The 24,461-nt window shown below is 67.9% G+C and carries 26 protein-coding genes; 9 read left to right on the plus strand and 17 right to left on the minus strand.

From position 1 onward, the window contains the following. Window positions 1-28: 28 nt before the first annotated feature. Both ACQY8B_RS21480 and ACQY8B_RS21485 read left to right on the plus strand, forming a co-directional pair. Window positions 29-1,726, plus strand: a complete 1,698-nt coding sequence (locus ACQY8B_RS21480; protein WP_422088556.1) for an FMN-binding glutamate synthase family protein — start codon at window positions 29-31, stop codon at window positions 1,724-1,726. Further along, window positions 1,723-2,640 carry a hypothetical protein gene (locus ACQY8B_RS21485; protein ID WP_422088557.1) on the plus strand — a complete coding sequence of 306 codons (918 nt, stop codon included), beginning with the start codon at window positions 1,723-1,725 and terminating at the stop codon, window positions 2,638-2,640. Before ACQY8B_RS21480 ends, ACQY8B_RS21485 begins: the two co-directional genes overlap by 4 nt. Here the strand turns inward: ACQY8B_RS21485 and ACQY8B_RS21490 are convergent. The 3 genes from ACQY8B_RS21490 to ACQY8B_RS21500 form a co-directional block, all read right to left on the minus strand. Next, a complete protein-coding gene (locus ACQY8B_RS21490; RefSeq protein ID WP_428744985.1) occupies window positions 2,637-2,978 on the minus strand; it encodes a hypothetical protein in 342 nt (113 codons plus the stop codon). The genes ACQY8B_RS21485 and ACQY8B_RS21490 overlap by 4 nt on opposite strands. 211 nt (window positions 2,979-3,189) lie before the next feature. Further along, window positions 3,190-3,690: a type VI secretion system amidase effector protein Tae4 gene (locus tag ACQY8B_RS21495; protein WP_422088559.1), complete on the minus strand. Its 501-nt coding sequence runs from the start codon at window positions 3,688-3,690 to the stop codon at window positions 3,190-3,192. Window positions 3,691-3,818: 128 nt separating this feature from the next. After that, window positions 3,819-4,247 carry a PIN domain-containing protein gene (locus tag ACQY8B_RS21500; protein ID WP_422088560.1) on the minus strand — a complete coding sequence of 143 codons (429 nt, stop codon included), beginning with the start codon at window positions 4,245-4,247 and terminating at the stop codon, window positions 3,819-3,821. A 119-nt stretch (window positions 4,248-4,366) separates the two neighbouring features. Between ACQY8B_RS21500 and ACQY8B_RS21505 the strand changes: the two genes are divergently transcribed. Then, a complete protein-coding gene (locus ACQY8B_RS21505; protein WP_422088561.1) occupies window positions 4,367-4,831 on the plus strand; it encodes a surface-adhesin E family protein in 465 nt (154 codons plus the stop codon). On the opposite strand, the gene ACQY8B_RS21510 is transcribed toward ACQY8B_RS21505, so the two are convergent. After that, complete coding sequence (locus ACQY8B_RS21510; RefSeq protein ID WP_422088562.1) at window positions 4,817-6,046, minus strand: THUMP domain-containing class I SAM-dependent RNA methyltransferase; 1,230 nt, start codon at window positions 6,044-6,046, stop codon at window positions 4,817-4,819. The genes ACQY8B_RS21505 and ACQY8B_RS21510 overlap by 15 nt on opposite strands. 82 nt (window positions 6,047-6,128) lie before the next feature. Here ACQY8B_RS21510 and ACQY8B_RS21515 point away from each other — a divergent pair, with 82 nt between their 5' ends. From ACQY8B_RS21515 to ACQY8B_RS21530, 4 genes are all read left to right on the plus strand, one after another. Continuing rightward, on the plus strand, window positions 6,129-7,928 hold the full coding sequence (locus ACQY8B_RS21515; protein WP_422088563.1) for a hybrid sensor histidine kinase/response regulator: 1,800 nt from the start codon (window positions 6,129-6,131) through the stop codon (window positions 7,926-7,928). Window positions 7,929-8,028: 100 nt separating this feature from the next. Beyond that, a complete protein-coding gene (locus ACQY8B_RS21520; RefSeq protein ID WP_422088564.1) occupies window positions 8,029-8,619 on the plus strand; it encodes a cytochrome b in 591 nt (196 codons plus the stop codon). Beyond that, window positions 8,619-9,200, plus strand: a complete 582-nt coding sequence (locus ACQY8B_RS21525; RefSeq protein WP_422088565.1) for a YceI family protein — start codon at window positions 8,619-8,621, stop codon at window positions 9,198-9,200. The genes ACQY8B_RS21520 and ACQY8B_RS21525 overlap by 1 nt, the downstream gene beginning before the upstream one ends. 44 nt (window positions 9,201-9,244) lie before the next feature. Further along, window positions 9,245-9,901: a YceI family protein gene (locus ACQY8B_RS21530; RefSeq protein ID WP_422088566.1), complete on the plus strand. Its 657-nt coding sequence runs from the start codon at window positions 9,245-9,247 to the stop codon at window positions 9,899-9,901. Between the two features lie 39 nt (window positions 9,902-9,940). On the opposite strand, the gene ACQY8B_RS21535 is transcribed toward ACQY8B_RS21530, so the two are convergent. Then, window positions 9,941-10,198, minus strand: a complete 258-nt coding sequence (locus ACQY8B_RS21535) for a hypothetical protein (RefSeq protein ID WP_422088567.1) — start codon at window positions 10,196-10,198, stop codon at window positions 9,941-9,943. Window positions 10,199-10,343: 145 nt separating this feature from the next. Between ACQY8B_RS21535 and ACQY8B_RS21540 the strand changes: the two genes are divergently transcribed. After that, on the plus strand, window positions 10,344-10,988 hold the full coding sequence (locus tag ACQY8B_RS21540) for a LysE family translocator (RefSeq protein WP_422088568.1): 645 nt from the start codon (window positions 10,344-10,346) through the stop codon (window positions 10,986-10,988). 17 nt (window positions 10,989-11,005) lie between these two features. Here the strand turns inward: ACQY8B_RS21540 and ACQY8B_RS21545 are convergent, their stop codons facing one another. From ACQY8B_RS21545 to argS, 7 genes are all read right to left on the minus strand, one after another. Then, window positions 11,006-12,607, minus strand: coding sequence for a phospholipase D family protein (locus ACQY8B_RS21545; protein ID WP_422088569.1), 1,602 nt, complete (start codon window positions 12,605-12,607; stop codon window positions 11,006-11,008). A 10-nt stretch (window positions 12,608-12,617) separates the two neighbouring features. Continuing rightward, the gene (locus tag ACQY8B_RS21550) at window positions 12,618-14,231 is read right to left on the minus strand and encodes an RNA polymerase factor sigma-54 (RefSeq protein ID WP_422088570.1); all 1,614 of its coding nucleotides are present in this window, start codon (window positions 14,229-14,231) and stop codon (window positions 12,618-12,620) included. Window positions 14,232-14,251: 20 nt separating this feature from the next. Beyond that, window positions 14,252-15,046, minus strand: coding sequence for an LPS export ABC transporter ATP-binding protein (gene lptB, locus ACQY8B_RS21555; protein WP_422088571.1), 795 nt, complete (start codon window positions 15,044-15,046; stop codon window positions 14,252-14,254). Continuing rightward, on the minus strand, window positions 15,043-15,753 hold the full coding sequence (gene lptA, locus ACQY8B_RS21560; protein WP_106935949.1) for a lipopolysaccharide transport periplasmic protein LptA: 711 nt from the start codon (window positions 15,751-15,753) through the stop codon (window positions 15,043-15,045). Before lptA ends, lptB begins: the two co-directional genes overlap by 4 nt. Window positions 15,754-15,878: 125 nt before the next feature. Beyond that, window positions 15,879-16,526, minus strand: a complete 648-nt coding sequence (locus ACQY8B_RS21565) for a thiol:disulfide interchange protein DsbA/DsbL (protein ID WP_422088572.1) — start codon at window positions 16,524-16,526, stop codon at window positions 15,879-15,881. 149 nt (window positions 16,527-16,675) lie between these two features. Continuing rightward, window positions 16,676-17,437, minus strand: coding sequence for an SPOR domain-containing protein (locus tag ACQY8B_RS21570; RefSeq protein ID WP_422088573.1), 762 nt, complete (start codon window positions 17,435-17,437; stop codon window positions 16,676-16,678). Between the two features lie 11 nt (window positions 17,438-17,448). Further along, window positions 17,449-19,134 (minus strand): arginine--tRNA ligase, encoded by a 1,686-nt coding sequence (gene argS / locus ACQY8B_RS21575; RefSeq protein WP_422088574.1) that lies wholly within the window; start codon window positions 19,132-19,134, stop codon window positions 17,449-17,451. A 130-nt stretch (window positions 19,135-19,264) separates the two neighbouring features. Here argS and ACQY8B_RS21580 point away from each other — a divergent pair, with 130 nt between their 5' ends. Continuing rightward, window positions 19,265-19,597: a hypothetical protein gene (locus ACQY8B_RS21580; RefSeq protein WP_422088575.1), complete on the plus strand. Its 333-nt coding sequence runs from the start codon at window positions 19,265-19,267 to the stop codon at window positions 19,595-19,597. A 56-nt stretch (window positions 19,598-19,653) separates the two neighbouring features. Here the strand turns inward: ACQY8B_RS21580 and ACQY8B_RS21585 are convergent, their stop codons facing one another. The 5 genes from ACQY8B_RS21585 to ACQY8B_RS21605 form a co-directional block, all read right to left on the minus strand. Further along, window positions 19,654-20,106: a DUF2214 family protein gene (locus tag ACQY8B_RS21585; RefSeq protein ID WP_422088576.1), complete on the minus strand. Its 453-nt coding sequence runs from the start codon at window positions 20,104-20,106 to the stop codon at window positions 19,654-19,656. Between the two features lie 198 nt (window positions 20,107-20,304). Then, window positions 20,305-21,231: a LysR family transcriptional regulator gene (locus tag ACQY8B_RS21590; protein WP_422088577.1), complete on the minus strand. Its 927-nt coding sequence runs from the start codon at window positions 21,229-21,231 to the stop codon at window positions 20,305-20,307. Between the two features lie 42 nt (window positions 21,232-21,273). Then, window positions 21,274-22,254 carry a Bug family tripartite tricarboxylate transporter substrate binding protein gene (locus tag ACQY8B_RS21595; protein ID WP_422088578.1) on the minus strand — a complete coding sequence of 327 codons (981 nt, stop codon included), beginning with the start codon at window positions 22,252-22,254 and terminating at the stop codon, window positions 21,274-21,276. A 4-nt stretch (window positions 22,255-22,258) separates the two neighbouring features. Beyond that, window positions 22,259-23,449, minus strand: coding sequence for a CaiB/BaiF CoA transferase family protein (locus tag ACQY8B_RS21600; RefSeq protein WP_422088579.1), 1,191 nt, complete (start codon window positions 23,447-23,449; stop codon window positions 22,259-22,261). Beyond that, entirely contained in the window at window positions 23,442-24,380 is a 939-nt protein-coding gene (locus ACQY8B_RS21605) for a hydroxymethylglutaryl-CoA lyase (RefSeq protein WP_422088580.1), read from the minus strand. The genes ACQY8B_RS21600 and ACQY8B_RS21605 overlap by 8 nt, the downstream gene beginning before the upstream one ends. Between the last annotated feature and the right edge of the window lie 81 nt (window positions 24,381-24,461).

A 24,461-nucleotide genomic window follows, 5' to 3' on the forward strand; every position in this document is an offset into this window, starting at 1 on the left:
GCAGCAGGCTCCGGTCGACACTACTTCTATGCCCACGATTATTCCGTTTCCGGCGCGCTACAGCGCCTTCGCCCTGTGCGTGGCCAGCCTCGTGGCGTGCCTGGCATTCGTGCTGGTTTCGCCGCATCTGTGGCTCGCCTGGGTCGGGGTGGTCGTCTTCGCGGTACTTTCCGGTACCGGCGTACACGACCTGCGGCAGACGCGCCACGCCATCCTGCGCAACTACCCGGTCATCGGCCACCTGCGCTTCCTGCTGGAGTTCATCCGGCCCGAAATGCGGCAGTACTTCATCGAGAGCGACTCGGAAGCCGCGCCCTTCTCGCGCGCCCAGCGCTCGCTGGTGTACCAGCGCGCCAAGGGCGACCCAGACAACCGCCCCTTCGGCACCCAGCTCGACGTGACCGCCGCGGGCTACGAGTGGATCAACCACTCGATGCAGCCCACCAAGCTCGCCAACCACGATTTCCGCATCGTCATCGGCGGCACGCCGCAGCCGGCAGACACCAATCCGGCGCAGGTCTGCACGCAGCCCTACAGCGCCAGCGTGTTCAACATATCGGCCATGAGCTTCGGCGCGCTGTCGGCCAACGCCATCCTCGCGCTCAACCAGGGCGCCAAGATGGGCGGCTTTGCGCACGACACCGGCGAAGGCTCCATTTCACAGCACCACCGCGTGCACGGCGGCGACCTGATCTGGGAAATCGGCTCGGGCTACTTCGGCTGCCGCAACGACGACGGCACTTTCAGCGAAGAACGCTTCACCGCCAACGCGCGCGACCCGCAGGTGAAGATGATCGAGATCAAGCTGAGCCAGGGCGCCAAGCCCGGGCACGGCGGCGTGCTGCCGGCGCCCAAGGTCACGCCCGAGATCGCGGCGGCGCGCGGCGTGCCGGTGGGCGTGGACTGCATTTCGCCCGCCTCGCACAGCGCGTTCTCCACGCCGACCGAGATGATGCATTTCGTCGCCAGGCTGCGCGAGCTGTCGGGCGGCAAGCCGACCGGCTTCAAGTTCTGCCTGGGCCATCCGTGGGAGTGGTTCGGCATCGTCAAGGCGATGCAGGCCACGGGCATCACGCCCGACTTCATCGTGGTCGACGGCGCCGAGGGCGGCACCGGCGCGGCGCCGGTCGAGTTCAGCGACCACGTGGGCGCGCCGCTGCAGGAAGGCCTGCTTCTGGTGCACAACACGCTGGTGGGCGTCAACCTGCGGCACCGCATCAAGATCGGCTGCGCCGCCAAGGTGATCACCGCCTTCGACGTGGCCCGCATGATGGCGCTGGGCGCCGACTGGTGCAACGCGGCGCGCGGCTTCATGATGGCGCTGGGCTGCATCCAGGCTCAGAGCTGCCACACCGGCCATTGCCCCACGGGCGTGACCACGCAGGACCCGCTGCGCCAGCAGGCGCTGGTGGTGCCCACCAAGGCCGACCGCGTGCGCAACTTCCACCGCAGCACGCTGCATGCGCTGCAGGAACTGGTGCAGGCCGCGGGCCTCGACCATCCGCAGCAGATCACCGCGCACCACATCGTGCGCCGCATTTCCGACACCGAGGTGCGCCTGTTGAGCAACCTGGTGATGCAGGTGCAGCCGGGCGCCCTGCTCGGCCCGCTCGATGCGCAGCACAATGTTTTCCGCACCTACTGGCCGCTGGCCAGTGCAGAGAGTTTCCAGCCCGTGACGCAGGGCCCGCAAGGGCTGGTGACGGGCTTCGCAATGGCCGCATGAATCCACTGAAACGAGGCGCGAACGCGCGCCTGCAATCGCGCAAGGGCGCAGCTTCGGCGCCCGCGCCCCTCGACGCGCTTGCGCGCACACCGGCTCCCGGCGACTACGCGGAGTTCCTGCGCGTCACCCTGCCCCGGCAGGAAAAGAACGTGGCCAGCCATCGCTTCGGCAGCGAACGCGTGTGGCTCAAGAAGGCCGGCCCGCGGCACGGCAAGTGGGGCTACCGCGTGATGGCTGCAGTGGCGCGCATGGCGCGGCTGGACATCATCAAGCCGGTGCCCAACCCGGGCGGCGAAGCGGCCATCGCGACCGAGGCCCGGCGCCTGAAGACGCTAGCGGCTGCGGGCCTGCGCGTGCCGACCGTGCTGGCGCAGCAGGCGGACGGCCTGCTGATCTCCGACCTCGGCGAAAGCGGCCGTGCAACCGTGGTGCTGCAGGAGCGGCTCGACCAGGCCGCCGCCGCCGGCCCCGCCGCGCTGCTGGCGGTATGGCGCGAGGGCCTGGCCGCCATTGCCGCCGTGCACGTGCGCGGCCAGCACCTGAGCCAGGCCTTCGACCGCAACCTCGTGCAATGCCCTGATGGCGTGATCGGCTACATCGACTTCGAGGACGACCCGGCCGAAGTCATGACGCTGGCGGAATGCCAGGCACGCGACTGGCTCAGCTACCTGCACTCCACCGCCATGATGCTGGAGGCCGCCGCACCGCAGACCGCGGGCCAGCACTGGCACGCGGCGCTGGCCGGGGTGAACGAAGAAGTGCGCGAGCGCATCGCGAACGCGGCACGGCGCATGAAGTGGGCGCAGAAGCTGCCGGCCAGCCGGCGCTGGGGGCGGGATACGCAGCGGGTGCGGGCGGTGGCGCGGTTGCTGGGGCGGTGGCATCTGCAGCCTGCCAACGGGGTGCAGCACTAGCGGCGATCGAGCCGCTTCCGCCGCTGTCGCCATCTGCGAAACACCAGTTCGCCGAGCCAGCCTCCCGCAAACAGTGCTACTACCTGAACGGTGAGCGCGACCATGTACGCGCGACCCAGATCGTCGTCGCTCTTCGCCAAGTTGGACTCATACCAGTGGCTCACAGGGCCGATGAGTTTGTAGAAAACGAAACCTGGCCCGATCGCTCCGGCAATGACGAAGAAAACGCGAACGACAAAGCTCATGTCACGAGAAATCAGGAGAAATTGTTGGCGGGCGACAGAAACGGTAACGAATGCGGGAAAACCTACTGACGGTCGATCCGCTTTCGAAGCCATTTGCGAAGCAGCCAGTCGCCAAGCCAGCCCCCAACGATGGCGCAAAGGGCTTGTATTGCAAGGGCGATTACGAAGGCTTGCGTCAGATCGCTCTCGCTTTGAGCCTTGTTCATCTCGTACCACTGACCAATGGGTACCAGGAGTCCCTTGGTCACAACGAAGCTGAGCGCGAGTCCGCCCAACACAATACATATGAGGCGAAATAGGATCTTCATTGGACCTGCCAGAACCATATGGCTTGCGCCAGACGCATGTCGGTGAAAACCCCTTCCAGGGAGAGGTGCCATTGAATGCGGAAATAGGACATGCGCTCCGTCATCCGCGAACCATTCCAGAGATCGATATGGTCACCCTGTCGCCCTTCGCCCCAGTAGTTCTGGACGAACACAATTCCCGTGCGCTTGGCGATTTTCTCGAACCCTTCCTTGCCTGAGTATTTCTCGGTGCGAGACATGAAGCCGGACTTGCCGGAATCCAGCCAGTTCGCCAACTCCTGAGCCCTTATCGGGTACTTCGGCCTGTCCTTCTGCCAGGAATAGACACCGGGGAAGCTTTCGAGGCTCAGGCTGGAGCGGATGAATGCCGCTCCCACGTTGATGGCACATTGATCCTTGTAGACGTCCTTGTCCAGCAAGGCGTCGTTGCCCTTGATCGTCGGATGGTTCGCCCAGAGGGTCGCAAAGGAAGGCTGCATGATTTTCCAGTTGCTCAAGGCAAGCAGAAGCCTGCGATGCCATCACCGCAACCCCTCGCCTTGCTGAAAATGTAGAGCCGCTTTCAAAGAATTCGGTGATGGAAAGGTTGTCAATTGATTCCTGACGCCAGGAACCAACGTCGCTGCTAGCCTCCGAACGCCGCCCGCACCGCCACGCCACGCAACGCCAGCCGCTTCTTCATCGACAGCACCGCCTTGTCCTTGCTCAGCAGCAGGGCGCCGTGCGCCACGGCCAGGTCGATGAACACCTGGTCGTCGGGGTCGCTGCACACGCAGGGCGCGCGCGGCGGAACGCCCTCCACCATGCGCACGCGCGCGTCGAAATCGGCCAGCACCGCCGGCACCTGCAGTTCCCGCTGCGCCATGCGCCTGGCGATCAGCGGGTAGCCCAGCACGCGTTCTAGCTCCACACGCATGGGGGCCGTCGCCAGCCAGCGCAGCTCGCCCGCAGCCAGCCGCTCGGTCAAAGGGGCCCAGGCGGGGTCTTCGAAGACGAGCAGGTCGAGCGCGATGTTGGTGTCGATGACGACGGGGCCGGGTTCTGTCAACGTCATGGAATGTTCAGGGAATATGGCTGATGTTGCACCATGCGGGATCGGTGTCAGGCCCGCGTCGGCTCGGTACGCGAGAATTCCCCCCGGCACACGCCTTCCCCTCGACCACGCCCTTTTTCATGAAACGAATACCGCTGCTTTGCTTTGCCCTGCTCTCCTCGGCGGGCGTACGGGCCGAGTGGCTGACCCTCACGGGCACGCCCGGGGACGCCGCCAGCAGCTATGTGCAGGTCGATCCAGCCGCCATCGAGGTGGACGGCTCGCATCGCATCGTGGCGCTGCGCATGAACATGCAGACTGACCGCCTCAACCGCGACGGCGTCAGGTTCCGCTCCTTCCAGGCCCGCGCCATGGTCGACTGCGACGCCCGCAGCGCCCGCTATGTGAGCGCGAGCTACTTCGCACAGCCCAATTTCGTGGGCGATCCGGTCCTGGTGAAGCAGTTCGAGGAAGGCGACGTGCGCCCTGTGACCTTGCCCGGGGCGCCGCCCGAGCTGGCCGCGCGCACTGTCAATGCAGCCTGCGCCGTACGGCCGAAGCAGGCGCCCAGGCCCGAGGGCGCCGGCGAATCACTTCCGCGCTGAGCCGGCGACCATGTCGAAGCGGAACAGCCGGCATTCGATGGGGCCGTTCCACATCGGCACGCGGCGCGACTCCTTCAGGCGCATCTGCTTGGGCAGCTTCAGGTCGGGCGTGAGCACCCAGGCGGTCCAGCCGGCGTAGTTTTTCTTCCAGTGGGCCGCGAGCTGGGGAAAGAACTCCCCGCCGTCGCCCTGCTCGGTCTGCGCCGATTCGCGGGCGCCGAAGCGGCCGGTGCCGGCCACGCCGCCCACCTCGATGCGCTCGCCGTACGGCGGATTGAGCATGATGACGCCGGCCTCGACCGGCGGCATGCGCTGCAGCGCATCGCCGCCGCGGAACTCGACGGCCTGCGCCACGCCCGCGCGTTCGGCGTTGCGCTCGGCAAAGTCGACCATGCGGTGCGACACGTCCGAGCCGAAGATGGCGACGCCGTTGTCCCGCGCGCCGGCCTCGGCTTCTTTCTTGATGGCGGTCCAGACATGCGCCTGGAACGGCAGCAGCTTCTCGAAGCCGAAGCGCCGCAGCGACCCGGCCGCGATGCCGCGCGCAATCTGCGCCGCCTCGATGGCGATGGTGCCGCTGCCGCAGCAGGGGTCGTACAGCGGCTGGGCCGACACTTCGCCGGTTTCGGGGTTCCACCAGCCGCTGGCGGCCAGCATGGCGGCGGCCAGGGTTTCCTTCAGCGGGGCATCGCCCTTGTCCTGGCGCCAGCCGCGCTTGAACAGCGGCTCGCCCGAGGTGTCGATGTACAGCGTGCAGGTGTCGGTGGTCAGGTGGGCGAACACGCGGCAGTCGGGCCACTGGGTCTCGATGCTCGGGCGCACGCCGTTGGCCTTGGCGCGGAAGCGGTCGGCAATGGCGTCCTTGATGCGCAGGGTGGCGAAGTTCAGGCTCTGCAGCGGGCTGTGCTGGGCCGTGGTCTCGATCTTGAAGGTCTGCTTCGGGGTGAACCAGATCTCCCAGGCCACGCCGTTGGCGATGGCGTAGAGATCGTTTTCATTGCGGTAGGGCGCATGGGCCAATTCGACCAGCACGCGCTGCGCGAGCCTGCTGTGCAGGTTGAGCTTGAGGGCGTCGCGCCAGTCGGCGCGCACTCGCACGCCGCCGCGCAGCGTGAGCAGGTCTTGCCCGACGCGGCCGGTCAGGGCGTGCACCTCTTGGGCGAGGAATTCCTCGACGCCGGCGGCGCAAGGCAGGAAAAAGGAGAGATCGTTCACTGAAAGTTGGCCATCGGGAAGCCCGACTAGGGGACTCCATTGTCGCCTTGTCACAGCCCTTCTCTATATAGTCGATTCGCCGATGAACCCCATCCTCGTTCCACCGACAGCATCCGCCGCCCCGCCCGCCGCCGGAAGCGACCGCTTCGCCATCGAATGCGAGGTGCTGCGGCTCTCGGTGCGGCCGATCGGTCCGGTGCTGCTGGTGCAGTACCTGCTCAACTGCGGCGTGGCGGCGCTGTTCGCCTGGCAGTACTCGCTGGCGCGCGCGCTGGCGTGGATCGGCCTGATCACCATGGTGACGGCGCTGCGCGGCTTCTTCCCGCAGCGCCTGCCGGAGCCTTTCATCCCTCTCACGCTGCGCGCGGCGCAGCGGCTGCACACGCTTCGCACCGGCATCTGGGAGCTGGCTCACGGCCTGGCCGGTGTTCTTCTTTTCAATCCCGCGCGCGCCGACCAGCAGCTGCTGCTGGGCCTGATCCTCATGGGCATGACGCTGTCGTCGGCCTTCTCGGTGTCGTTCTACACGCCAGCCACGCAACTGGCGATCACGCTGCTGCTGGCGCCGGTGATCGTCACGGGCCTTTGGATGGGCTCGCCGGAAATGATGGCCGTGGCCGTCATCGGCATCGGCCTGACCGCGATGATGTGGAAGCTGGTGGCCGAGCGCTCCCGCCAGCTCGAGGAAAACATCGGGCTGCGGCTCAACGAACGCACCCTGCGCGAACAGGCACTGGCAGGGCTGCGCGCCTCCGAACAGGCGCAGGCCGAGCGGCTGCGCTTCTTCTCGGCCGCCAACCACGACCTGCGCCAGCCGGTGATGGCCATCGGCCTGCAGGCCGAGGTGCTGCGCCAGCAGCTGGAAAGCGGCGCCGACATGCCGGCGGTGCAGCACACCGTGGCCTCGCTGGCACGCGCGCAGCAGGCGCTCGAGGGGCTGACCAACCAACTGCTCGAAATCGGCCGCATCGAGGCCGCGGTCGATCCGCTGCGGCCCGAGGCGGTGGCGCTGGCCCCGCTGCTGCAGGAACTGGCGCGGCAGGCGGGCAACGGCCGCGTGGGCGTGCGCTGCCCGGCCGGCGCGGCTGCCTGGACCGACACGGTGTCGCTGCGCCGCGTGCTGGCCAACCTGGTGGACAACGCGGTCAAGTTCACGCCGCGCGGGCGCGTACTGCTGGCGGTGCGGGCGCGCCGGCGCGAGGCCGGCCCCGCCTGGCGCATCGAGGTGCGCGACAGCGGCATCGGCATCCCGGCGGATGCGCAGGAGCGGGTGTTCAACGACTTCGAGCAGATCGGCAACGTGGAGCGCAACCTGCAGCGCGGCCACGGGCTGGGCCTGGCGATCGTGCGGCGGCTGGCGGCGCAGCTCGGCATCGAGGTGGCGTTGCGCTCGGCACCGGGCCGGGGCTCGGTGTTCAGCTTCGAGCTGCCGGCGGCGCCGGACGGCGCGGCGGTGACGCGCGCACTGCCCTCGCCGCAGGCCGGCAACGGCGCGGCGGCACACAACACGCTGCCGCCCGGACTGGCCGTGCTGGTGGTGGAAGACAACGCGGTGGTGGCCGACAGCCTGCTGGCGCTGCTGCGGCAATGGGGCGTGGCGCCGCGCGTCTACGCCAGCGCGGCCGAGGCGCTGGCGCTGGCCGACCTGCGCGCGCTCGACGCGGCGCTGTGCGACATCCGCCTGCCCGGCACGCTCGACGGCATCGCGCTGGCCGAGCGGCTGCAGCGGCAGAAGCCGTCGCTCACCATCGCGCTGATCTCGGCCGACATCAACGAGGCCACCCAGCGCCTCGCGCTGCAGCGCGGCTGGCATGCGCTGCGCAAGCCGGTGCAGCCGGACGAACTGCACGGGGTGCTGCTGAAGGCGCAGCCACGGGGCTGAAGGCGCCCGGCCTTGCCCTGCGTGGCCGCTGGCACGGGCCGTGCAACAGCGTCACGGCTTCCGATATATGCTCCGCGCACAGGCCGCCGGCCCTGCCCCGATGTCCACCGACACTCCTCTTTCCTCCCTCCCCGCCGATCCGCGAAACCTGCGCTACGGCGGCGTCGCCATCGCCTTGCACTGGCTGCTCGCGGCACTGATCGCAGGCTCGCTCGGCGTCGGCCTCTACATGACGGGGCTGCCGTTCTCCCCCCTGCGCCTGAAGCTCTACAGCTGGCACAAGTGGGCCGGCGTCACCATCCTGCTGCTGTCGGCGCTGCGGCTGGCCTGGCGGCTCGGGCACCGGCCGCCGGCCCTGCCGGTGGCGCTGTCGCGCTGGCAGCTCGCGGCCTACCGCACGGGCCATGCGCTGATGTACCTGCTGTTCTTCGCGGTGCCGCTCTCGGGCTGGGCCTACAGTTCGGCGATGGGCGTGCCGGTCGTGTGGTTCGGCGCGCTGCCGCTGCCCGACTTCATGCCGGTCGACCAGCCCTTTGCCGAGGCGGTGCTGCAGCCGCTGCACAAGGGCTGCGCCTTCACGCTGGCGGGCGTCACGCTGCTGCACGTGGCCGCGGCGCTCAAGCACCACTGGATCGACCGCGACGGTCTGTTGAAACGCATGTGGCCCGCGCCACGCAAGGAATCCGCCTGATGAAGCGCCGTGACCTTTTCGTTCCCCTCGCCTTCCTGGCGCTTGCGCCGGGCATGGCCGCCTTCGCCGAGCCGCCGGCCGCGAAGCTGGTCGCCGACAAGAGCCAGATCGTGTTCGTCAGCAAGCAGATGGGCGTGCCGGTGGAAGGCACGTTCAAGAAATTCGACGCCCAGGTCGCGTTCGACCCGAAGAAGCCCGAGGGCGGCAGCGTGGCGCTGCACATCGACACGGCCAGCGCCGGCTTCGGCATTCCGGTGAGCGACGCCGAACTGCCCAAGGCGCCATGGTTCGACGCCGCGCACTTTCCGCAGGCCACCTTCCAGTCGAGCGCGATCAAGGCGCTGGGCGACGGCAAGTTCGAGATGACGGGCAAGCTCACCATCAAGGGCACGGCGAAAACGGTGACGGTGCCGGTCGGCATCGCTGCCGCCGGCGCCAACCAGGCGGTGGCGACCGGAAGCTTTACGATCCAGCGGCTCGACTACAAGGTCGGCGACGGCGAATGGACCGACACCTCGATGGTCGCCAACGAGGTGCAGGTGCGCTTCAAGCTCACCATCGCGGGCCTCGGGCCGCTGTGAAGAACCACCAGGCCGCGCTGCTGCTCACTCACCCCCACCCTTTCATGACATATCCAGCCACCGCCGTGAAGACGAAGCTCATCCTTGCCGCGCTGCTGTCGGCCGCGGCCTTCTCCGGCACCGCCACGGCGCAGGAATACACGGCGCCGCCCGTGGCCGTGAAGCCCGCGGGCGGGCCGAAGAAGAACGCGAACTACGTGGTCGACCCGACGCACACCTTCGTGATGTACGAGATGGGCCACTACGGCACCACCACCAACCGGGGGCGCTTCAGCACCAAGGACGGCTCGGTGCAGATCGACGGCACCGGCACCAGCGGCAAGGTCGACATCACGATGGACATCAGTTCCATCAACACCGGCGTCGACCTGCTCAACCGCCATGTGCAGAGCAAGGATTTCTTCAACGTGGCGGAATTCCCGACCGGCCGCTTCGTGGCCGACCGGATCGACATCAGCGGAGACAAGGTGGTCGACGTGCCGGGCACGCTCACCCTGATGGGGCAGACGAAGCCGGTGACGCTGAAGGCGGTGCGCTTCAACTGCTACCTGAGCCCGCTGATCAACCGCCAGGTGTGCGGCGGCGACTTCGAGACCACGGTGGAACGCAGCGACTGGGGAATTACCTGGGGACTGAACTTCGGCTTCGAGAACAAGGTGAAGCTGCTGGTGCAGGTGGAAGCGGTCAACGTCCAGCCTTAGGCGCTTCCGGCGCCGTGGCTGGCGGCCCCGCCGGCCTGCCTACCTGACGATGGTCTTGCGGGGGCGGCTTGCGGCCAGCGGCTCCTCGCTATCGTCTTTCGGGGCTTTCAGCCAGTTGCGGGCGGCCATCAGGGCACGCGGAAGGTTCAGCAGGACCAGCATCCAGGCGCCCATCGCCACGGCCATCACCGCACCGAACAACAGTTGTTCGGCCAGCGGCGCATCACTCCAGTAGAAGAAGCTCAGCAAAAACGACAGGATCAATGCCCAAATGATCAGAAGGTAGAGATTTTTCATTTTTGTACGCCGCGGAAGTCGGCACACAAAATGTAAACGAAAATTAAATTTAAGTACTACTTATAGTTTACTTTTCAGTCGTTGATCAGCGTGACTTTCTGCACGTTATTCACCCATTTCAAAATTTCCCAAGGAGACAGCCCCGATGGACAACACCCTTTCCTTGCTGGGCATCGCCGGCGCGATGGCAGTGGGCGCAATGAGCCCCGGCCCCAGTTTCGTCATGGTGGCGCGCACGGCCGTGGCCTCGCGCGGCGACGGGCTGGCGGCGGCGTTGGGCATGGGTGCGGGCGGACTGGTCTTCGCCATCGCCGCGATGGCCGGACTGCAGGCAGCGTTCCTGGCGGTGCCGGGGCTCTATCTGGCGATAAAAGGCTTTGGCGGCGCCTACCTCGTCTACCTGGGTTTTCGCATCTGGCGCGGAGCGCGGCAGCCACTGGCTGTTACGCCCGAAGTGGGTAACTCCACCGGCCGACAGGGCCGCGGCGGCCGTACCTTCCTGCTGGGGCTGGCCACCCAGGTCAGCAACCCGAAGACGGCGGTGGTCTACGCCAGCATCTTCGCCGCCTTCCTGCCGCGCGAGGTGCCGCTGGTACTGGCGCTGGCGGTGCCGGCAGTGATCTTCTGCATCGAGACCGGCTGGTACGCCATCGTGGCACTGGCGCTTTCCTCGGCGGCGCCGCGCTCTGCCTACCTGCGCTACAAGGCCTGGATCGACCGCGCGGCCGGCGGCGTGATGGGGCTGCTGGGCGTGCGGCTGGTCTGGTCGGCGGTGCGCGGCGGTCACTGACCGGACACCGGCCGCGCCTAGAGCAGGCTCTCGGGCGTCAGCGGCGCCAGTATCTCGAGCATCGTGCGGTCCCAGAAGCCCGAATCGGGCTCCTCGTGCAGCACGGTGATCTGGCCGGCGTCGTCGCTGACCCATTCGATGTGCCCGTCGTTGCTGCCTTCCGCAAAGCGCAGCCGGTAGGCGCCCTGCTGCTTGAGCACATCGAGCAGCTTGAGCATCTGCTGCGCCATTTCCGGGCTGTGGATGATCAGCCCGATCTCGGTGTTCTGCGACTCCGAGCGCGGGTCGAAATTCATCGAGCCCACGAACAGCGTGCGCCGGTCGATCACCGCCGACTTGGCATGCAGCCGCCCGACCGTGGTGCCGAAGAGCCCCAGCCGCACGCTGCGCCGGGTGCGCGTGGAACTCAGCTCGTACAGGTCGGCGCCGAGCTTGAGCATGTCGGGCCGGTAGCGGCGGTAGGCGGTGTGCACCAGCGGCTCGTCGGTGGCGGCCAGCGAATTGGTGACCACGCTGATCTTCACGCCGCGCCCGCGGATCTCGCGCATCACCTCGAGCCCCGTGGCGCCCGGAATCAGGTAGGGCGAGACGATGGTCACTTCGTCGCGCGCGCGGCGCATCTGCTCGACCACGTTGTAGCGCACGCTGTCGACGTCCAGCAGCGGCACGCCGCCGTACGACGCGGTCTTGCCGATGACCCGGTCGGGCGAGTCGGCATAGGCCTCGGCCAGGGTCCAGATCAGGCCCAGCCTGCCGGCGTTCAGGTCGTCGGCGATCGGGCTGTAGCCCAGCAGGTCGTTGGGCGCGGGCGGTGGTGGCGGCGGGGTGGTGCCGGCGCCGGTAGCGGCATCGAAGCGGCGCTGCAGTTCCTCGCGCGAAAGGCTGCTTGCCACCACCGACTGCACGGGGCGCACGTAGGTGCTGTTCCAGTACTGGTCGAACAGGCTGCCGAGCCGGGGGATCAGCGCGCCGGTCACGAAGGTGTCCAGGTCGAGGAAGTTCTCGCCCGCCGTGCGCGTGAAGTACTGGTTGCCGATGTTGCGCCCGCCCGCCACCGCCATCGCGCCGTCGGCGATGAACAGCTTGTTGTGCATGCGGCGGTTCACGCGGCTGAAGTCGAACAGCGACGCCGCGAAGCGCCTGAGCAGGCTGCCGCGCCCGGCCGGGAACGGGTTGAAGAGGCGCAGCTCGACATTCGGCGTGGCGGCAAAGCCGAGCAGCAGTTCGTCTTCGCCGGAGGTGTAGAGGTCGTCCATCAGCACCCGCACGCGCACGCCGCGCAAGGCGGCATCGCGCAGGGTGCGCAGCAGGTAGCGGCCGGTCTCGTCGTTCTCGATCTGGTAGTACTGCACGTCCAGCGTGCGCTGGGCGCGGCGCGCGAGCTCGATGCGGGTGTCGAAGGCAAAGTCGCCGCCGGGCATCAGGCGAAAGCCGCTCAGGTCGGGGTCGGGCTGGGCGGCCATCGCGAGCTTGCCGAGCGCGGTGTCGGCCGACACGGCCATGGCCCTGGTGGGCGGGCGCGGCGCCTCGTCGGGCAGGGTGGCGCAGCCGCTGAACAGCAGCACGGCCAGCAAAGCGATCACCCAATGGCCCCAGCGCGACATCGGGAGACGGCTCATCGAAGGCTTTCTACAGTGCCTTGCGCAGATTGGCGGGCGCGATGCGCAGCGCCTCGCGGTACTTGGCCACGGTGCGGCGCGCGCACTCGATGCCCTGCTCCTTGAGCATCTCGGAGATCTGGCTGTCCGACAGCGGCTTCTTGATGCTCTCCGAGCTCACGAACTGCTTGATCAGCGCACGCACCGCGGTGCTCGATGCATTGCCGCCGGTCTCGGTGCCCAGCGCCGAACCGAAGAAATACTTCAGCTCGACCGTGCCGAACGGGGTGGCCATGTACTTGGCGGTGGTCACGCGCGAGATGGTGGATTCGTGCAGGCCCAGCTCGTCGGCAATTTCGCGCAGCACCAGCGGGCGCATGGCCAGCTCGCCGTGCACGAAGTAGCTCTTCTGGCGCTCGACGATGGCGTTGCTCACGCGCAGGATGGTGTCGAAGCGCTGCTGGATGTTCTTGATGAACCAGCGCGCCTCCTGCAGCCGCTGCGACAGTGCCTGGCTGCCTTCGCCCTTGTGCGACTTGAGCGCGCCGGCATAGATGTCGTGCACGCGCAGGCGCGGCATGACCTCGGGATTCAGCATGACGCGGAACTTGACGTTGGTGCCCCGGCCGGTCTTGGTGACGATCACGTCGGGAATGACGATGTTGCGCTCGACATCGACGAAACGGCGCCCCGGCTTGGGCTCCAGCCGCGCGATGACCTGCAGCGCCGAGCGCACCAGCTCTTCGCTGCTGCGGGTGAGCGTGGCCAGGCGCTTGAAATCGCGCCGCGCGAGCAGCTCCATCGGCTGCTTGCAGATGGTGATGGCGGTCTTGTAGACCTGTGCCTGCTCTTCGTCTTCGTCGTCCTCGGCGGCCAGCGCGCGCAGCTGGATGCTCAGGCATTCGCCCAGGTCGCGCGCGCCCACGCCCACCGGCTCCAGGCTCTGCAGCAGGCCGAGTGCCACCTGGAAGTGGTGCACCAGGTCGTCGAACTGGTCGTTGTCGTCGCCGGCCAGGCCCGAGGCCAGCGCCGGCAGGGAGTCTTCGAGATAGCCGTCGTCGTTGAGCGACTCGATCAGGAAGCGCAGCGCGGCGCTGTCGTTCTCGCTCAGGCGCAGGCTCAGTGCCTGGCGGTGCAGGAACGACTGCAGCGATTCCTGGCTGCGCGCAAGCTCGGTGGCGTCTGCGCGCTCGTCGTCGCCCAGGTTGTTCTGGCGCGCGGGGGCGTCGCTGCCCCACTCGCTGTCGTCGGGCGCCATGTCGACGGTGCCGTCGCCTTCCCAGTCGGGCTCGCGCTCGGCGATCTCGGCGGCGGGGCCGTCGGAATCGGCCGTGGTGGTGGTGCTGGTCTCGGTCGAGGCGGCGGAAGTGCTGGCCGGCGGCGGGGTGAACTCGCTCTCGCCGTCGCCGCCCTCGCCACTTTCGCCGCCGTCATCGCGCGCGACGGGGGCGTCGGCCGTGTCGAGCCCGAATTCCTCGCGCGCCGCTTCTTCCGCGGTGCGCTCGAGGAAGGGGTTCTCGTCGAGCATCTGCTCCACTTCCTGGCTCAGTTCGAGCGTGGAAAGTTGGAGCAGCCTGATCGACTGCTGCAGCTGTGGCGTGAGTGCCAGATGCTGCGAGACGCGAAGGGACAGCCCTTGCTTCATGTGGAGAACCCGACCCTTCCTTACATGCGGAAGTGTTCGCCCAGGTACACCCTGCGTACCTCGGCGTTGTCGACGATCTCCGAGGGCGTACCTTGTGCCAGCACATGCCCGTCGCTGATGATGAACGCGTGATCGCAGATGCCCAGCGTTTCGCGCACGTTGTGGTCGGTGATGAGCACGCCGATGCCGCGCTCCTTCAGGAAGCTGATGATCCGCTGGATTTCGATCACGGCGATCGGGTCGATGCCGGCAAAGGGCTCGTCCAGCAGGATGAAGCGCGGCTGGGTGGCCAGGGCGCGTGCGATCTCGACGCGGCGGCGCTCGCCGCCCGACAGCGCCAGCGCCGGCGAGTCGCGCAGGTGGTCGACGCGCAGGTCGGCCAGCAGTTCGGACAGGCGCTCTTCCATGTGCTGCCTGGACAGCGGCACGAGCTTGCCGCTCGCGTCGGGCTCATGCTGCAGTTCGAGCACGGCGCGCACGTTTTCCTCCACGGTGAGCTTGCGGAAGATCGAGGCTTCCTGCGGCAGGTAGCTCAGGCCCATGCGCGCGCGGCGGTGGATGGGCATGTGGGCGATGGGCTCGCCGTCGATGGTGATGTCGCCCGCATCGGCGCGCACCAGCCCGACGATCATGTAGAACGAGGTGGTCTTGCCGGCGCCGTTGGGGCCGAGCAGCCCGACGACTTCACCCTTCTGCACGTCGAGCGAGACGTCCTTCACGACCGTGCGGCTGCCATAGCTCTTCTTCAGGCCGCGCGCCACCAGGCGGCTGCCCGGTGCGCCGTTGGCTTCCTGGGTTCCAGCGGTTTCGATCACTTGCGGGTTTCTCCATCGCCACCGAGCGTGGTGGTCGAGCGCAGGCCCGTGCCGGGTGCCGGCGTGGACGCTGCCGGCGCGGCGGGCTTGGCTCCGGCCGGAGCGCCGGGCGCGGGCGCCGTGGCGGCCTTGGGTGTCAGGATGGTCTTGACGCGGCCGCTCGGGGACGATGCGTTGACCGCGGTGTTCGGCGGCACGGTGGAACCGTTGACCGTGTAGGTGTCGTTGCTCTGGTCGTAGACGATCAGGGCGCCGGTGCTCACGTCGTTCGGCGTCGAACCGAGCAGGCGGCGCATTTCTGCGTTGCGGATGAACTTGACGTTGTCGGCGCGGCTGTCGTACTCGATGACTTCGGATTCGCCCTCGATCCACTCGTCAGGTGCGTTGCGCTTCTGCTTGTAGTAGGCCCGCTTGCCGGGTGCCGCCGTGACCACGCCGTACTGGTAGCCCTCGGCGTCCTGGCGGACATCGAGCCGCGCGCCGCGGATGATGATCGTGCCTTTTGTTACCAGCACGTTGCCCGTGAACACGCTGGTCTGCTTGAGGTCGTCGTAGCGCATGGCATCCGACTCGATGTTCATCGGCTTGCTGCGGTCGGCGGTCTCGGCCAGGGCGCCCGAGGCAAGGCCGGCCAGCAGCAACGCGGCGGCAGCCAGGCGGCCGACGCGACGCAGGAAGGGAGTGGTGGAGTAAGAATGCAATGTCATAGAGGCACGAAACTTGCTCGGCATTGTATGCGGCTGATTGCGTCAACCCGCACGCACAGATGAAAAAGCCCGCCGAAGCGGGCCGGTGAGGGGCGCAGCGGCACGAAGTGCGCGGAGCCTGGGCGTCAGCCCTTTTTAGCTTCGCCGACCAGGTAGTTCACGACCTGCAGCACCTTGGTCATGCTGCCAGCGGTTTCGCCGTCCACGTACCAGCGGCCGGCGACAGCCATGGCCGGCACGCCCGCCACCTTGTAGGCATCGGTCATCTGCGAAGCCCGCTTGGCCTTGCTGGCCACGCCGAACGAGGTGAAGAGTTCCTTGAACTTGGCGCCGTCGAGGCCGTTGGCGGTGGCCCAGGCAATGATGTTGGCGTCGCCGTTCACGTTCTGGCGCTGCGCGTGGATCGCATTGAATACCTTCGGCTGGTATTCGTCGACCTTGCCCATGGCTTCGAGCGTGTAGTACAGGCGCTGCTTGGCTTCGACGTCGTTGCCCACGAAAGGCACCGGGATGCGGCGGAAGGCCACTTCCTTGGGGGCCGACTTGACCCAGGCTTCGAGCGACGGTTCGAAGTCGTTGCAATGGGGGCAGTTGTACGAGAAGAACTCGACCACTTCGACCTTGCCGGCCGGCGCGTCGACGGGCACGCGCTTGTCGAGCACCAGGTACTCGGTGCCTGCCTTGGGCGCACGCGCCTGGGCATGGGCCGGGTTGGCGGCCAGGGACAGCAGCCCGAGCGAAGTGGCGGCCAGCGAAAAGTCACGACGTTTCATTGAAAGGATTCTCCAGTTGGTACGGCAGACTGAGCCGGCACGCGGCGGGGAGTTCCCCCGCCCGCGGCGCGCCCAAGGCGATGAATGGTGGCGGCAAATACCGCGCGGCGAAGCTTAAGGGCTATTCGTGGCAATCGATTGCCGCGGCTTCAGCGTTGCACCCGCACGAGTGCCGAGTCGAGGCCGCCGCCGTCCAGGCGCTCCTTGAGCCGGTCGGCGTCTTCCTTCTTGTTGAAGGGGCCGGCGCGCACGCGGTAGACGGTGCGGCCCGCCTGCTCTCGCTCGGTGACCTTGGCCTCGACGCCCATCAGCGACAGCTTGGCGCGCTGCGCCTCGGCGTCGTCGGTGGTGCGGAAGGCGCCGGCCTGCACGAAGTACATGAACGGGTCGGCGCCCGAGCTGCTGCTGGCGGCGCTGGTGTTGCTGCTGGGCGCGGCCGACGCGGTGGTCGTGCTGCCGGAGCCGCCGCCCGAGCGGGCGCGCGCCAGGTCGCCCAGCGGGTCGTTCGACGGCGGCAGCGCATTGGCCTCGGCCGGCACGGGCGCGGTGCGCGGCTTGGCCGTGGGCGCCACCACCACGGGCACCGGCGGCGCGGTCGTGGGTGGTGCGGTGGCGGGTGCGACCGCGGTGGTCGCCGGCTCGCCAGTGACGGGGTTGACCGGCCCGCTCGCGGCCGGCGCCGGCTTGGCGGCGCCGGCCTTGCCGGCCAGTGGCGCGTTCGGATCCCAGTCGCGGTTCTTGCGGGCTTCGGCCTCGTCCTGCTCGGCACCGCCGCGCTGCGTCTTGGTCACGAAAGGAATCGGCACCTTGGTCACGTAGACCGCAATGCCCAGCGCGACGCCCAGGCCGAGCACCAGCCCGATGATCAGGCCGATGACGATGTTGCCGCGTTGTCTGGTTGTCTTCTTCATGGTGGGGTGGTTCACATCTTGCTCGGCGCACTGACGCCGAGAATCGCGAGGCCATTGTGCAGCACCTGCGCGGTCGCGGCGACCAGCGCCAGGCGGGCCAGCTTGACCTTCTCGTCGTCCACCAGGATGCGTTCGGCGTCGTAGTAGCTGTGGTAGCTGGCGGCCAGCTCGCGCAGGTAGAAAGTGACGTCGTGCGGGGCGAAATCGCGCGCGGCCGCGGTGAGCATGGCCGGGTACTTGGCCAGCAGCAGCATCAGCGCCTGGGCCGCCGGGCTTTCCAGCGGCGACAGGTCAACGCCCGCCAGCGTGGCGCGGTCGCCGCCCCAGCCCGCGAGCACCGAGCAGATGCGCGCATGCGCGTACTGCACGTAGTACACCGGGTTGTCGTTGTTCTTGGTGACCGCGAGGTCGACGTCGAAGGTGTACTCGGTGTCCGGCTTGCGGCTCAGCAGGAAGAAGCGCACGGCGTCGGTGCTGGTCCATTCGATCAGGTCGCGCAGCGTGACGTAGCTGCCGGCGCGCTTGCTGATCTTGACCTCCTCGCCGCCCTTGACCACGCGCACCATGGTGTGCAGCACGTAGTCGGGATAGCCCTCGGGGATGCCCTCGCCAGCAGCCTGCAGGCCGGCGCGCACCCGGGCGATGGTGCCGTGGTGGTCGGTGCCCTGGATGTTGACGACCTTGTGGAAGCCGCGCTCCCACTTGGCGATGTGGTACGCCACGTCGGGCACGAAGTACGTGTACGTGCCGTCCTGCTTCTTCATCACGCGGTCTTTGTCGTCGCCGTAGTCGGTCGACTTCAGCCAAAGCGCGCCGTCCTGCTCGTAGGTCTTGCCGGCGGCCACGAGCTTCTGCACGGCGGCCTCGACGCGGCCGCTGGTGTACAGGCTCGACTCCAGGTAGTACTGGTCGAAGTGCACGCGGAAGGCCTGCAGGTCCAGGTCCTGTTCGCGGCGCAGGTAGGCCACGGCGAACTCGCGGATGGCGTCGATGTCCTCGATGTCGCCGGTGGCGGTGACTTCGCGGTCTTCAGACTTGACGGTCTTCTTCGCCTTGAAGTCTTCGGCGATGTCGGCGATGTAGTCGCCGTTGTAGGCCGGCGCCTTTTCGCCGCTGGGCCATTCGGCGTCGCCGGGCTTGAAGCCGCGCGCGCGCAGCTGGGTGCTGTTGGCCAGCGTCTGGATCTGCACGCCGGCGTCGTTGTAGTAGTACTCGCGCCACACGCTTTCGCCCTGCGAGGCGCGCAGGTTGCAGATGGCGTCGCCCAGCGCGGCCTGGCGGCCGTGGCCGACGTGCAGCGGGCCGGTCGGGTTGGCCGAGACGAACTCGACCAGCACCTTCTCGCCGGTGGCGGGCTGCTGGCCGAAGCTTTCGCCGGCCGACAGCACCTCGCGCACGATCTGCTGCTTGGCCGCCGTCTTCAGGCGGATGTTGAGGAAGCCGGGGCCGGCGATCTCGATGGCTTCGACCCATTGGCCGAAAGCGGGGGTTGCGAGCAAGGCGGCGCTGAGCTGTTCGGCCAGCTCGCGCGGCTTGCGCGCTAGCGGTTTGGCGAGCTGCATGGCTGCCGTGCTGGCGAAATCGCCGTGGGCAGCCACCTTGGGCGACTCGAACGCAGCTTTGGAGCCAGCGCCGGGCGAGAGGGATTCGAGCGTGTTCGCGAGCGCCGCGAGCAGCTCCTGTTTGACCAATAGCATCTGCGAATTTTACCGGGGGCAAACCCGAGCGCTGTTGACAATGGTCATCCAATCGTGAACCTGGGCCGTTACGATGGTCGGCCCCGGGGCGGGGCAACTGTCACAACCAACCTTGCAAGGACATATCACCATGAAGAAGTTCCTTTCCCTGGTAGCCCTGGGCGCCTGTCTCTCCTTCGGCGCCTACGCGCAAGACAAGGCCGCCGCACCGGCAGCCGCTCCCGCCGCCATGGCCGCGCCGGCCGCCGGCGCCAGCTGCGACGCCAAGGCTGTCGACAAGAATGGCAAGGCCCTGGCCGGCGCCGCCAAGGCCAGCTTCGTCAAGAAGTGCGAAAAGGACACCAAGGCCGCCGCTGCACCCGCCTGCGCGACCAAGGCAGTCGACAAGAACGGAAAGGCCCTGGCCGGCGCCGCCAAGAACAGCTTCATGAAGAAATGCGAAGCGGACGCAGCCAAGGGCTGATGCACCGCCAGCGCTGAAGAAGCCCGCCTCGCGCGGGCTTTTTTCGTCCCGGCTTCCTATTTGCCGAAGCCGCGCGCCAGGAACACCGCCACCAGCGGGATCAGCGCGATCAGGTGCGCCTGGACAATCACCAGCTTGCGCGTCTTCCTGATGTCGGCCTCGTCCGGCAGCTTGCCGGTGGCGCGCAGCGTCTTGCGCCAGCGGAAGTAGGTGAGCGTCGGGAAGATCGAAACCACGCCGACGATGATGAAGAGCCCCAGCTTCACGTGCAGCAGCGGGTTGGTCCAGTACCAGGCCGTGCCCTTCATGCCCCACCAGGTGCGTGCGATGCCGGTGGCGAGCACCGCGACAGCCGCGATGCCGTAAACCATGTCGACCTTGGCCAGCCGCTCCACCACGGCCGCGTTGAGCCACTGCACCCGGCACAGCGCCGCTTCGCTGGAGATGAACACAACCATCGTCAGGATGGCCAGCAAGTGCAGATAGGCGAGGATGGCTTCGAGCGTCATCGAGGGCTTTCAAGGTGGCTCGCCCCCAGGCTGCGCGCACTTCGTGTCGCTTCGCCAACCCCCTACCGGGGGCAACACCTGAGGCCCGGCAAAGCCGGTTCCTCGGTGTTTCGCGAAGGAGCCTCGATCGCTGTCAACGTGGGGAGCGTGTCAACAAAATTTCAAATGTGAAGAGATTGTGCCGCCGCACCCCTGCCCTCAGGCCCTGCCGCCCCAGAATTCCGGGTTCCCGTATTGCTCCTTGAGGAAATCAAGCCACAGCCGCACCCGCAGCGGCAGGTGCTTGGCGCCCGCGAACACGGCGTAGATGCCGTTGGGCGGCGCGGCGAATTCGTCGAGCAGCGGCACGAGCAGGCCGGCGTCGATCTCTGCCTCTACCTCCCAAGTGCTGCGCCAGGCGATGCCGTGGCCGGCCAGGCACCAGTCGTGCAGAACCTGGCCGTCGGAGCAATCGAGCGGGCCGCTGGGCCGCAGGTGGATGAGTTCCTGCGCGCCGGCCTCGGTGGTAATGCGAAAGGCCCAGCCGCGCGTCTGCGAGGCGTCGCTCGACAGCGTGAGGCAGGCAAAGCGCGAAAGCTCGCCCGGATGCTTCGGCTTGCCGTGCCGGCGCACGAAGTCCGGGGTGGCGACGCAGCGGCGGCGGTTGTCGGCCAGCCGCACGCTCACCAGCGACGAATCGGGCAGGTCGCCCACGCGCACCGCGCAGTCGAAGCTCTCGCCGGTGACGTCGACTACCCGGTCGCTGAGGTTCAGCGAAATCGTCACCTCCGGGTGCAGCGCATGAAAGCGCGGCACCAGCGGCGCGACATGCCGGCGGCCGAAGCCGGCCGGCGCCGTCACGCGCAGGTGGCCGCTCGCCTTGATGCCGCCGGCACTCACGCTGGCCTCGGCGTTGGCGAATTCGGTCAGCAGGCGCTGGCAGTCTTCGAGGAAGGCGCTGCCCTCGTGCGTGAGCGTGATGCGGCGCGTGGTGCGCACCAGCAGCTTGACGCCCAGCCGCTCTTCGAGCGCGTCGAGCCGGCGGCCCATGATGGCCGGGGCAACGCCCTCGGCCTTGGCCGCGGCGGTGAGGCCGCCCCGGGTCGCGACGGAAACGAAGGATTCGAGCTGCTTGAGGCGGTCCATGGCGGGCGGAACTATATCCCCCGCCGTACGAAGGACGCGGCCTTATTCGGGCCGCACGCCCGCCTCGCGCACCGCCGCGCCCCAGCGCGCATGCTCGGCCTTGATGTACTGCGCCGCCTGCTCCGGGCTGCCGCCGCCCGGCGTGCTGCCTTCGGCCAGCAGTTGCGAGATGGTCGCCGGCCTGGCCAGCGCCTTGCCGATGGCGGCGTTGAGCTTCTTCACGATGTCGACTGGCGTGCCGGCGGGCACGACGATGGCTTTCCAGTCCACCGCCTCGAAGCCCTGGTAGCTCTCGCCCACCGTCGGCACGTCGGGCATCACCGGCAGGCGCTTGGCCGAGGTGACGGCCAGCGCGCGCAGCTTGCCGCCCTTCACCATCGAGAGCGCGCCCTGCGGCGTGGCGAACATGTAGTCGGTCTGCCCGCCGAGCAGGTCGGTGATGGCGGGCGCGGCGCCCTTGTAAGGCACGTTGAGCACCTTGAAGCCCGCGCGCCTGGCGAGCACCTCGCCGGCCATGTGGCCCAGCGTGCCGGTGCCCGCGAGCGCCTGCTTGATCTCGCCCGGCCTGGCCTTGGCGGCCGCGACCAGTTCGGCCAGCGACTTGTACGGCGCCTCGGTGCGCACCACCAGCACCACCGGCTGCGATGCCACCACGGCCACCGGCACCAGGTCCTTCAGCGCGTCGTAAGGCATCTTGGGAAACAGCGTCGGGTTGATCGCGAGGTTCGCGGTCTGGCCCAGGCCGATCGTGTAGCCGTCAGGCCTGGCCTTGGCCACCACGTCCATGCCGATGTTGCCGTTGCCGCCCGCGCGGTTGTCGACGATGAAGGTCCACTTGGTGTCGTCCATGACCTTCTGCGCGATCAGCCGCGCCACGATGTCGGTGGCGCCGCCGGGCGTGTAGGGCACGACGAGGCGCACCGGCTTGTCGGGCCAGGCTGTGTCGGCGAGGGCGGGTGCGGCGCTCAGGCATGCCGCGGCCGCGGCGCAGGCGAGCAGTGCGCGCCGTGTGATCGATTGCATGGGGTCAGTCTCCGAGGGTGATGTTGTGTGTTGCGAGCGCGGCGATCTGTTCGTCGCTGTAGCCCACTTCTTTGAGGAGTTCGCGGCTGTGTTCGCCGATGTGCGGCGGCTGCAGCCGGATGCCGGGGCGTTCGCCGTCCAGCGTGAACGGCATCAGCGGCACCTTGGCCGTGCTGCCGTCGTTCATGCGCACCGGCGCGAGGCCGCCGGTGGCGTTGAGGTGCGGATCGTCGAACAGGTCTTGCGGCTTGGTGATGGGCGCGAAGGGCAACTCGTTGCGCTCGAACACGGCCGCGAGCTCAGCGGCGCCGCGGTTCGCCAGGTGCGAGCGCAGGATGGGCATCATCCAGTCGCGCGCCAGCACGCGGTCGTTGTTGGTCTTCAGGCGCGGGTCGGCCAGCATGTCTTCCAGGCCGAAGGCCTTGCAGAAGATGGCCCACTGCTTGTCGCTCACAGCCGCCAGGAAGATCTGTTCGCCGTCTTTCACGGTGAACACGTCGTACACCGCCCAGGCCGAGATGCGGCTGGGCATCGGGTCGGCCGCCTTGCCGGTGGCGGCGAACTGCATCATGTGCTGCGCCACCAGGAACACGTTGTTCTCGAACAGCGCCGACTGCACCTCGCAGCCCTTGCCGGTGAGCTCGCGCTGGCGCAGCGCGGCCATCGCGCCGATGGCGCCGAACATGCCGCCCATGATGTCGTTCACGCTGGTGCCGGCGCGCAGCGGGTCGCCGGCACGGCCGGTCATGTAGGCCAGGCCGCCCATCATCTGCACCACCTCGTCGAGCGCGGTGCGGTGGTCGTACGGGCCGGGCAGGAAGCCCTTGTGGCTCACGTAGATGAGGCGCGGGTTGAGCTTGGCCAGCGTGTCGTAGTCGAGCCCCAGCTTCTTCATGGTGCCGGGCTTGAAGTTCTCGCTGACGATGTCGGCGGTGGCGATCAGGCGCAGCGCGGCCTCCACGCCCTCGGGCTTCTTCAGGTCGAGCGCGATGCTCTTCTTGTTGCGGTTGAATGTCGGGAAGAAGCCCGCGCCGGAGCCCAGCAGGCGGCGCGTGTTGTCGCCCTCGATGGGCTCGACCTTGATGACCTCGGCGCCGAGGTCGGCCAGCAGCAGGCCGCAGGTCGGGCCCATGACCATGTGGGTGAATTCGACGACGCGAACGCCGGCGTACGGCAGAGGATTGGCTTCAGACATGTTGTGCGATGTGTTCCTGGACGAAGCCCTTGGGCAATCCGGCTTCGGGCGTCATGCCGTAGACCGGCTCGCCCGGCAGGCCGGCCATGAGCGGCGCGCGCGCCGCGATGAGTTTCTGGATGTCGATGCCGGTGCGCACGCCCATGGCCTCGAACATGAAGACGAGGTCTTCGGTGACGGCATTGCCCGAGGCGCCCGGCGCATAAGGGCAGCCGCCGAGGCCGCCGAGCGAGGCGTCGAAGGTGCGCACGCCCTCGTCCCATGCCGCCAGGCAGTTGGCGATGCCCAGGCCGCGCGTGTTGTGCATGTGGGCGGCGCCAGCGTGCACGCCGATCTCCGCGCGCAGCCGCCTGAACAGCCGGCGCACCTGCGCGGGGTTGGCATAGCCGACGGTGTCGGACAGGCCCGATTCGTCCGCGCCGGCCTCGATGCATTGCGCGGCCAGGCGGATCACCTCGTCTTCGGGCACCAGGCCCTGCAGCGTGCAGCCGAAGGCGGTGGAAATGCCGGCCTCCAGCTTCACGCGCGGCGCGATGGCGTTGCGCAGCTCGGAGATGGCGCGCACTTCTTCCACCATTTCCGTCGGCGTCTTGCGCACGTTGGCCAGCGAATGCGCCACGCTGGCCGACACCGGCATGGTGAGCTTGTGCACGCCGGCCTCCAGCGCGGCCTGCGCGCCCTTGCGGTTGGGCACCAGCGCCATCACCACCAGGCCGGGCAGCGTGACGGCATGGCGCACCACCTCGGCGGCGTCGGCCATCTGCGGCAGCAGCTTCGCGGGCACGAAGGAAGCGACCTCGATCTCGCGCACGCCGGCGGCGTAAAGCGCGTCGATCCAGCGCAGCTTGTCGGCGGTGGGCATGGTGGCCTTGACCGACTGCAGGCCGTCGCGCGGGCCGACCTCGCTGATGAGAACGTCGGGGGGGGTCATGGAATCTGTCTCCTGTGCTGGAATTGCTTGACTGTTCTGTCTTACAGAACTATATTCCGCTTAACAGAATTAGACCGTCGA

Source organism: Variovorax sp. (assembly GCF_965279555.1).
In the GTDB taxonomy this organism is placed as follows: domain Bacteria; phylum Pseudomonadota; class Gammaproteobacteria; order Burkholderiales; family Burkholderiaceae_C; genus Variovorax.

What these genes read in the sequence shown, in the direction of transcription:
- ACQY8B_RS21480 (WP_422088556.1), top strand. Translation starts at nt 29, where the DNA reads ATGCCCACGATTATTCCGTTTCCGGCGCGCTACAGCGCCTTCGCCCTG.
- ACQY8B_RS21485 (WP_422088557.1), top strand. Translation starts at nt 1,723, where the DNA reads ATGAATCCACTGAAACGAGGCGCGAACGCGCGCCTGCAATCGCGCAAG.
- ACQY8B_RS21490 (WP_428744985.1), bottom strand. Translation starts at nt 2,978, where the DNA reads ATGGCTTCGAAAGCGGATCGACCGTCAGTAGGTTTTCCCGCATTCGTT.
- ACQY8B_RS21500 (WP_422088560.1), bottom strand. Translation starts at nt 4,247, where the DNA reads ATGACGTTGACAGAACCCGGCCCCGTCGTCATCGACACCAACATCGCG.
- ACQY8B_RS21505 (WP_422088561.1), top strand. Translation starts at nt 4,367, where the DNA reads ATGAAACGAATACCGCTGCTTTGCTTTGCCCTGCTCTCCTCGGCGGGC.
- ACQY8B_RS21515 (WP_422088563.1), top strand. Translation starts at nt 6,129, where the DNA reads ATGAACCCCATCCTCGTTCCACCGACAGCATCCGCCGCCCCGCCCGCC.
- ACQY8B_RS21520 (WP_422088564.1), top strand. Translation starts at nt 8,029, where the DNA reads ATGTCCACCGACACTCCTCTTTCCTCCCTCCCCGCCGATCCGCGAAAC.
- ACQY8B_RS21525 (WP_422088565.1), top strand. Translation starts at nt 8,619, where the DNA reads ATGAAGCGCCGTGACCTTTTCGTTCCCCTCGCCTTCCTGGCGCTTGCG.
- ACQY8B_RS21530 (WP_422088566.1), top strand. Translation starts at nt 9,245, where the DNA reads ATGACATATCCAGCCACCGCCGTGAAGACGAAGCTCATCCTTGCCGCG.
- ACQY8B_RS21535 (WP_422088567.1), bottom strand. Translation starts at nt 10,198, where the DNA reads ATGAAAAATCTCTACCTTCTGATCATTTGGGCATTGATCCTGTCGTTT.
- ACQY8B_RS21540 (WP_422088568.1), top strand. Translation starts at nt 10,344, where the DNA reads ATGGACAACACCCTTTCCTTGCTGGGCATCGCCGGCGCGATGGCAGTG.
- ACQY8B_RS21545 (WP_422088569.1), bottom strand. Translation starts at nt 12,607, where the DNA reads ATGAGCCGTCTCCCGATGTCGCGCTGGGGCCATTGGGTGATCGCTTTG.
- ACQY8B_RS21550 (WP_422088570.1), bottom strand. Translation starts at nt 14,231, where the DNA reads ATGAAGCAAGGGCTGTCCCTTCGCGTCTCGCAGCATCTGGCACTCACG.
- lptA (WP_106935949.1), bottom strand. Translation starts at nt 15,753, where the DNA reads ATGACATTGCATTCTTACTCCACCACTCCCTTCCTGCGTCGCGTCGGC.
- ACQY8B_RS21565 (WP_422088572.1), bottom strand. Translation starts at nt 16,526, where the DNA reads ATGAAACGTCGTGACTTTTCGCTGGCCGCCACTTCGCTCGGGCTGCTG.
- ACQY8B_RS21570 (WP_422088573.1), bottom strand. Translation starts at nt 17,437, where the DNA reads ATGAAGAAGACAACCAGACAACGCGGCAACATCGTCATCGGCCTGATC.
- argS (WP_422088574.1), bottom strand. Translation starts at nt 19,134, where the DNA reads ATGCTATTGGTCAAACAGGAGCTGCTCGCGGCGCTCGCGAACACGCTC.
- ACQY8B_RS21580 (WP_422088575.1), top strand. Translation starts at nt 19,265, where the DNA reads ATGAAGAAGTTCCTTTCCCTGGTAGCCCTGGGCGCCTGTCTCTCCTTC.
- ACQY8B_RS21585 (WP_422088576.1), bottom strand. Translation starts at nt 20,106, where the DNA reads ATGACGCTCGAAGCCATCCTCGCCTATCTGCACTTGCTGGCCATCCTG.
- ACQY8B_RS21590 (WP_422088577.1), bottom strand. Translation starts at nt 21,231, where the DNA reads ATGGACCGCCTCAAGCAGCTCGAATCCTTCGTTTCCGTCGCGACCCGG.
- ACQY8B_RS21595 (WP_422088578.1), bottom strand. Translation starts at nt 22,254, where the DNA reads ATGCAATCGATCACACGGCGCGCACTGCTCGCCTGCGCCGCGGCCGCG.
- ACQY8B_RS21600 (WP_422088579.1), bottom strand. Translation starts at nt 23,449, where the DNA reads ATGTCTGAAGCCAATCCTCTGCCGTACGCCGGCGTTCGCGTCGTCGAA.
- ACQY8B_RS21605 (WP_422088580.1), bottom strand. Translation starts at nt 24,380, where the DNA reads ATGACCCCCCCCGACGTTCTCATCAGCGAGGTCGGCCCGCGCGACGGC.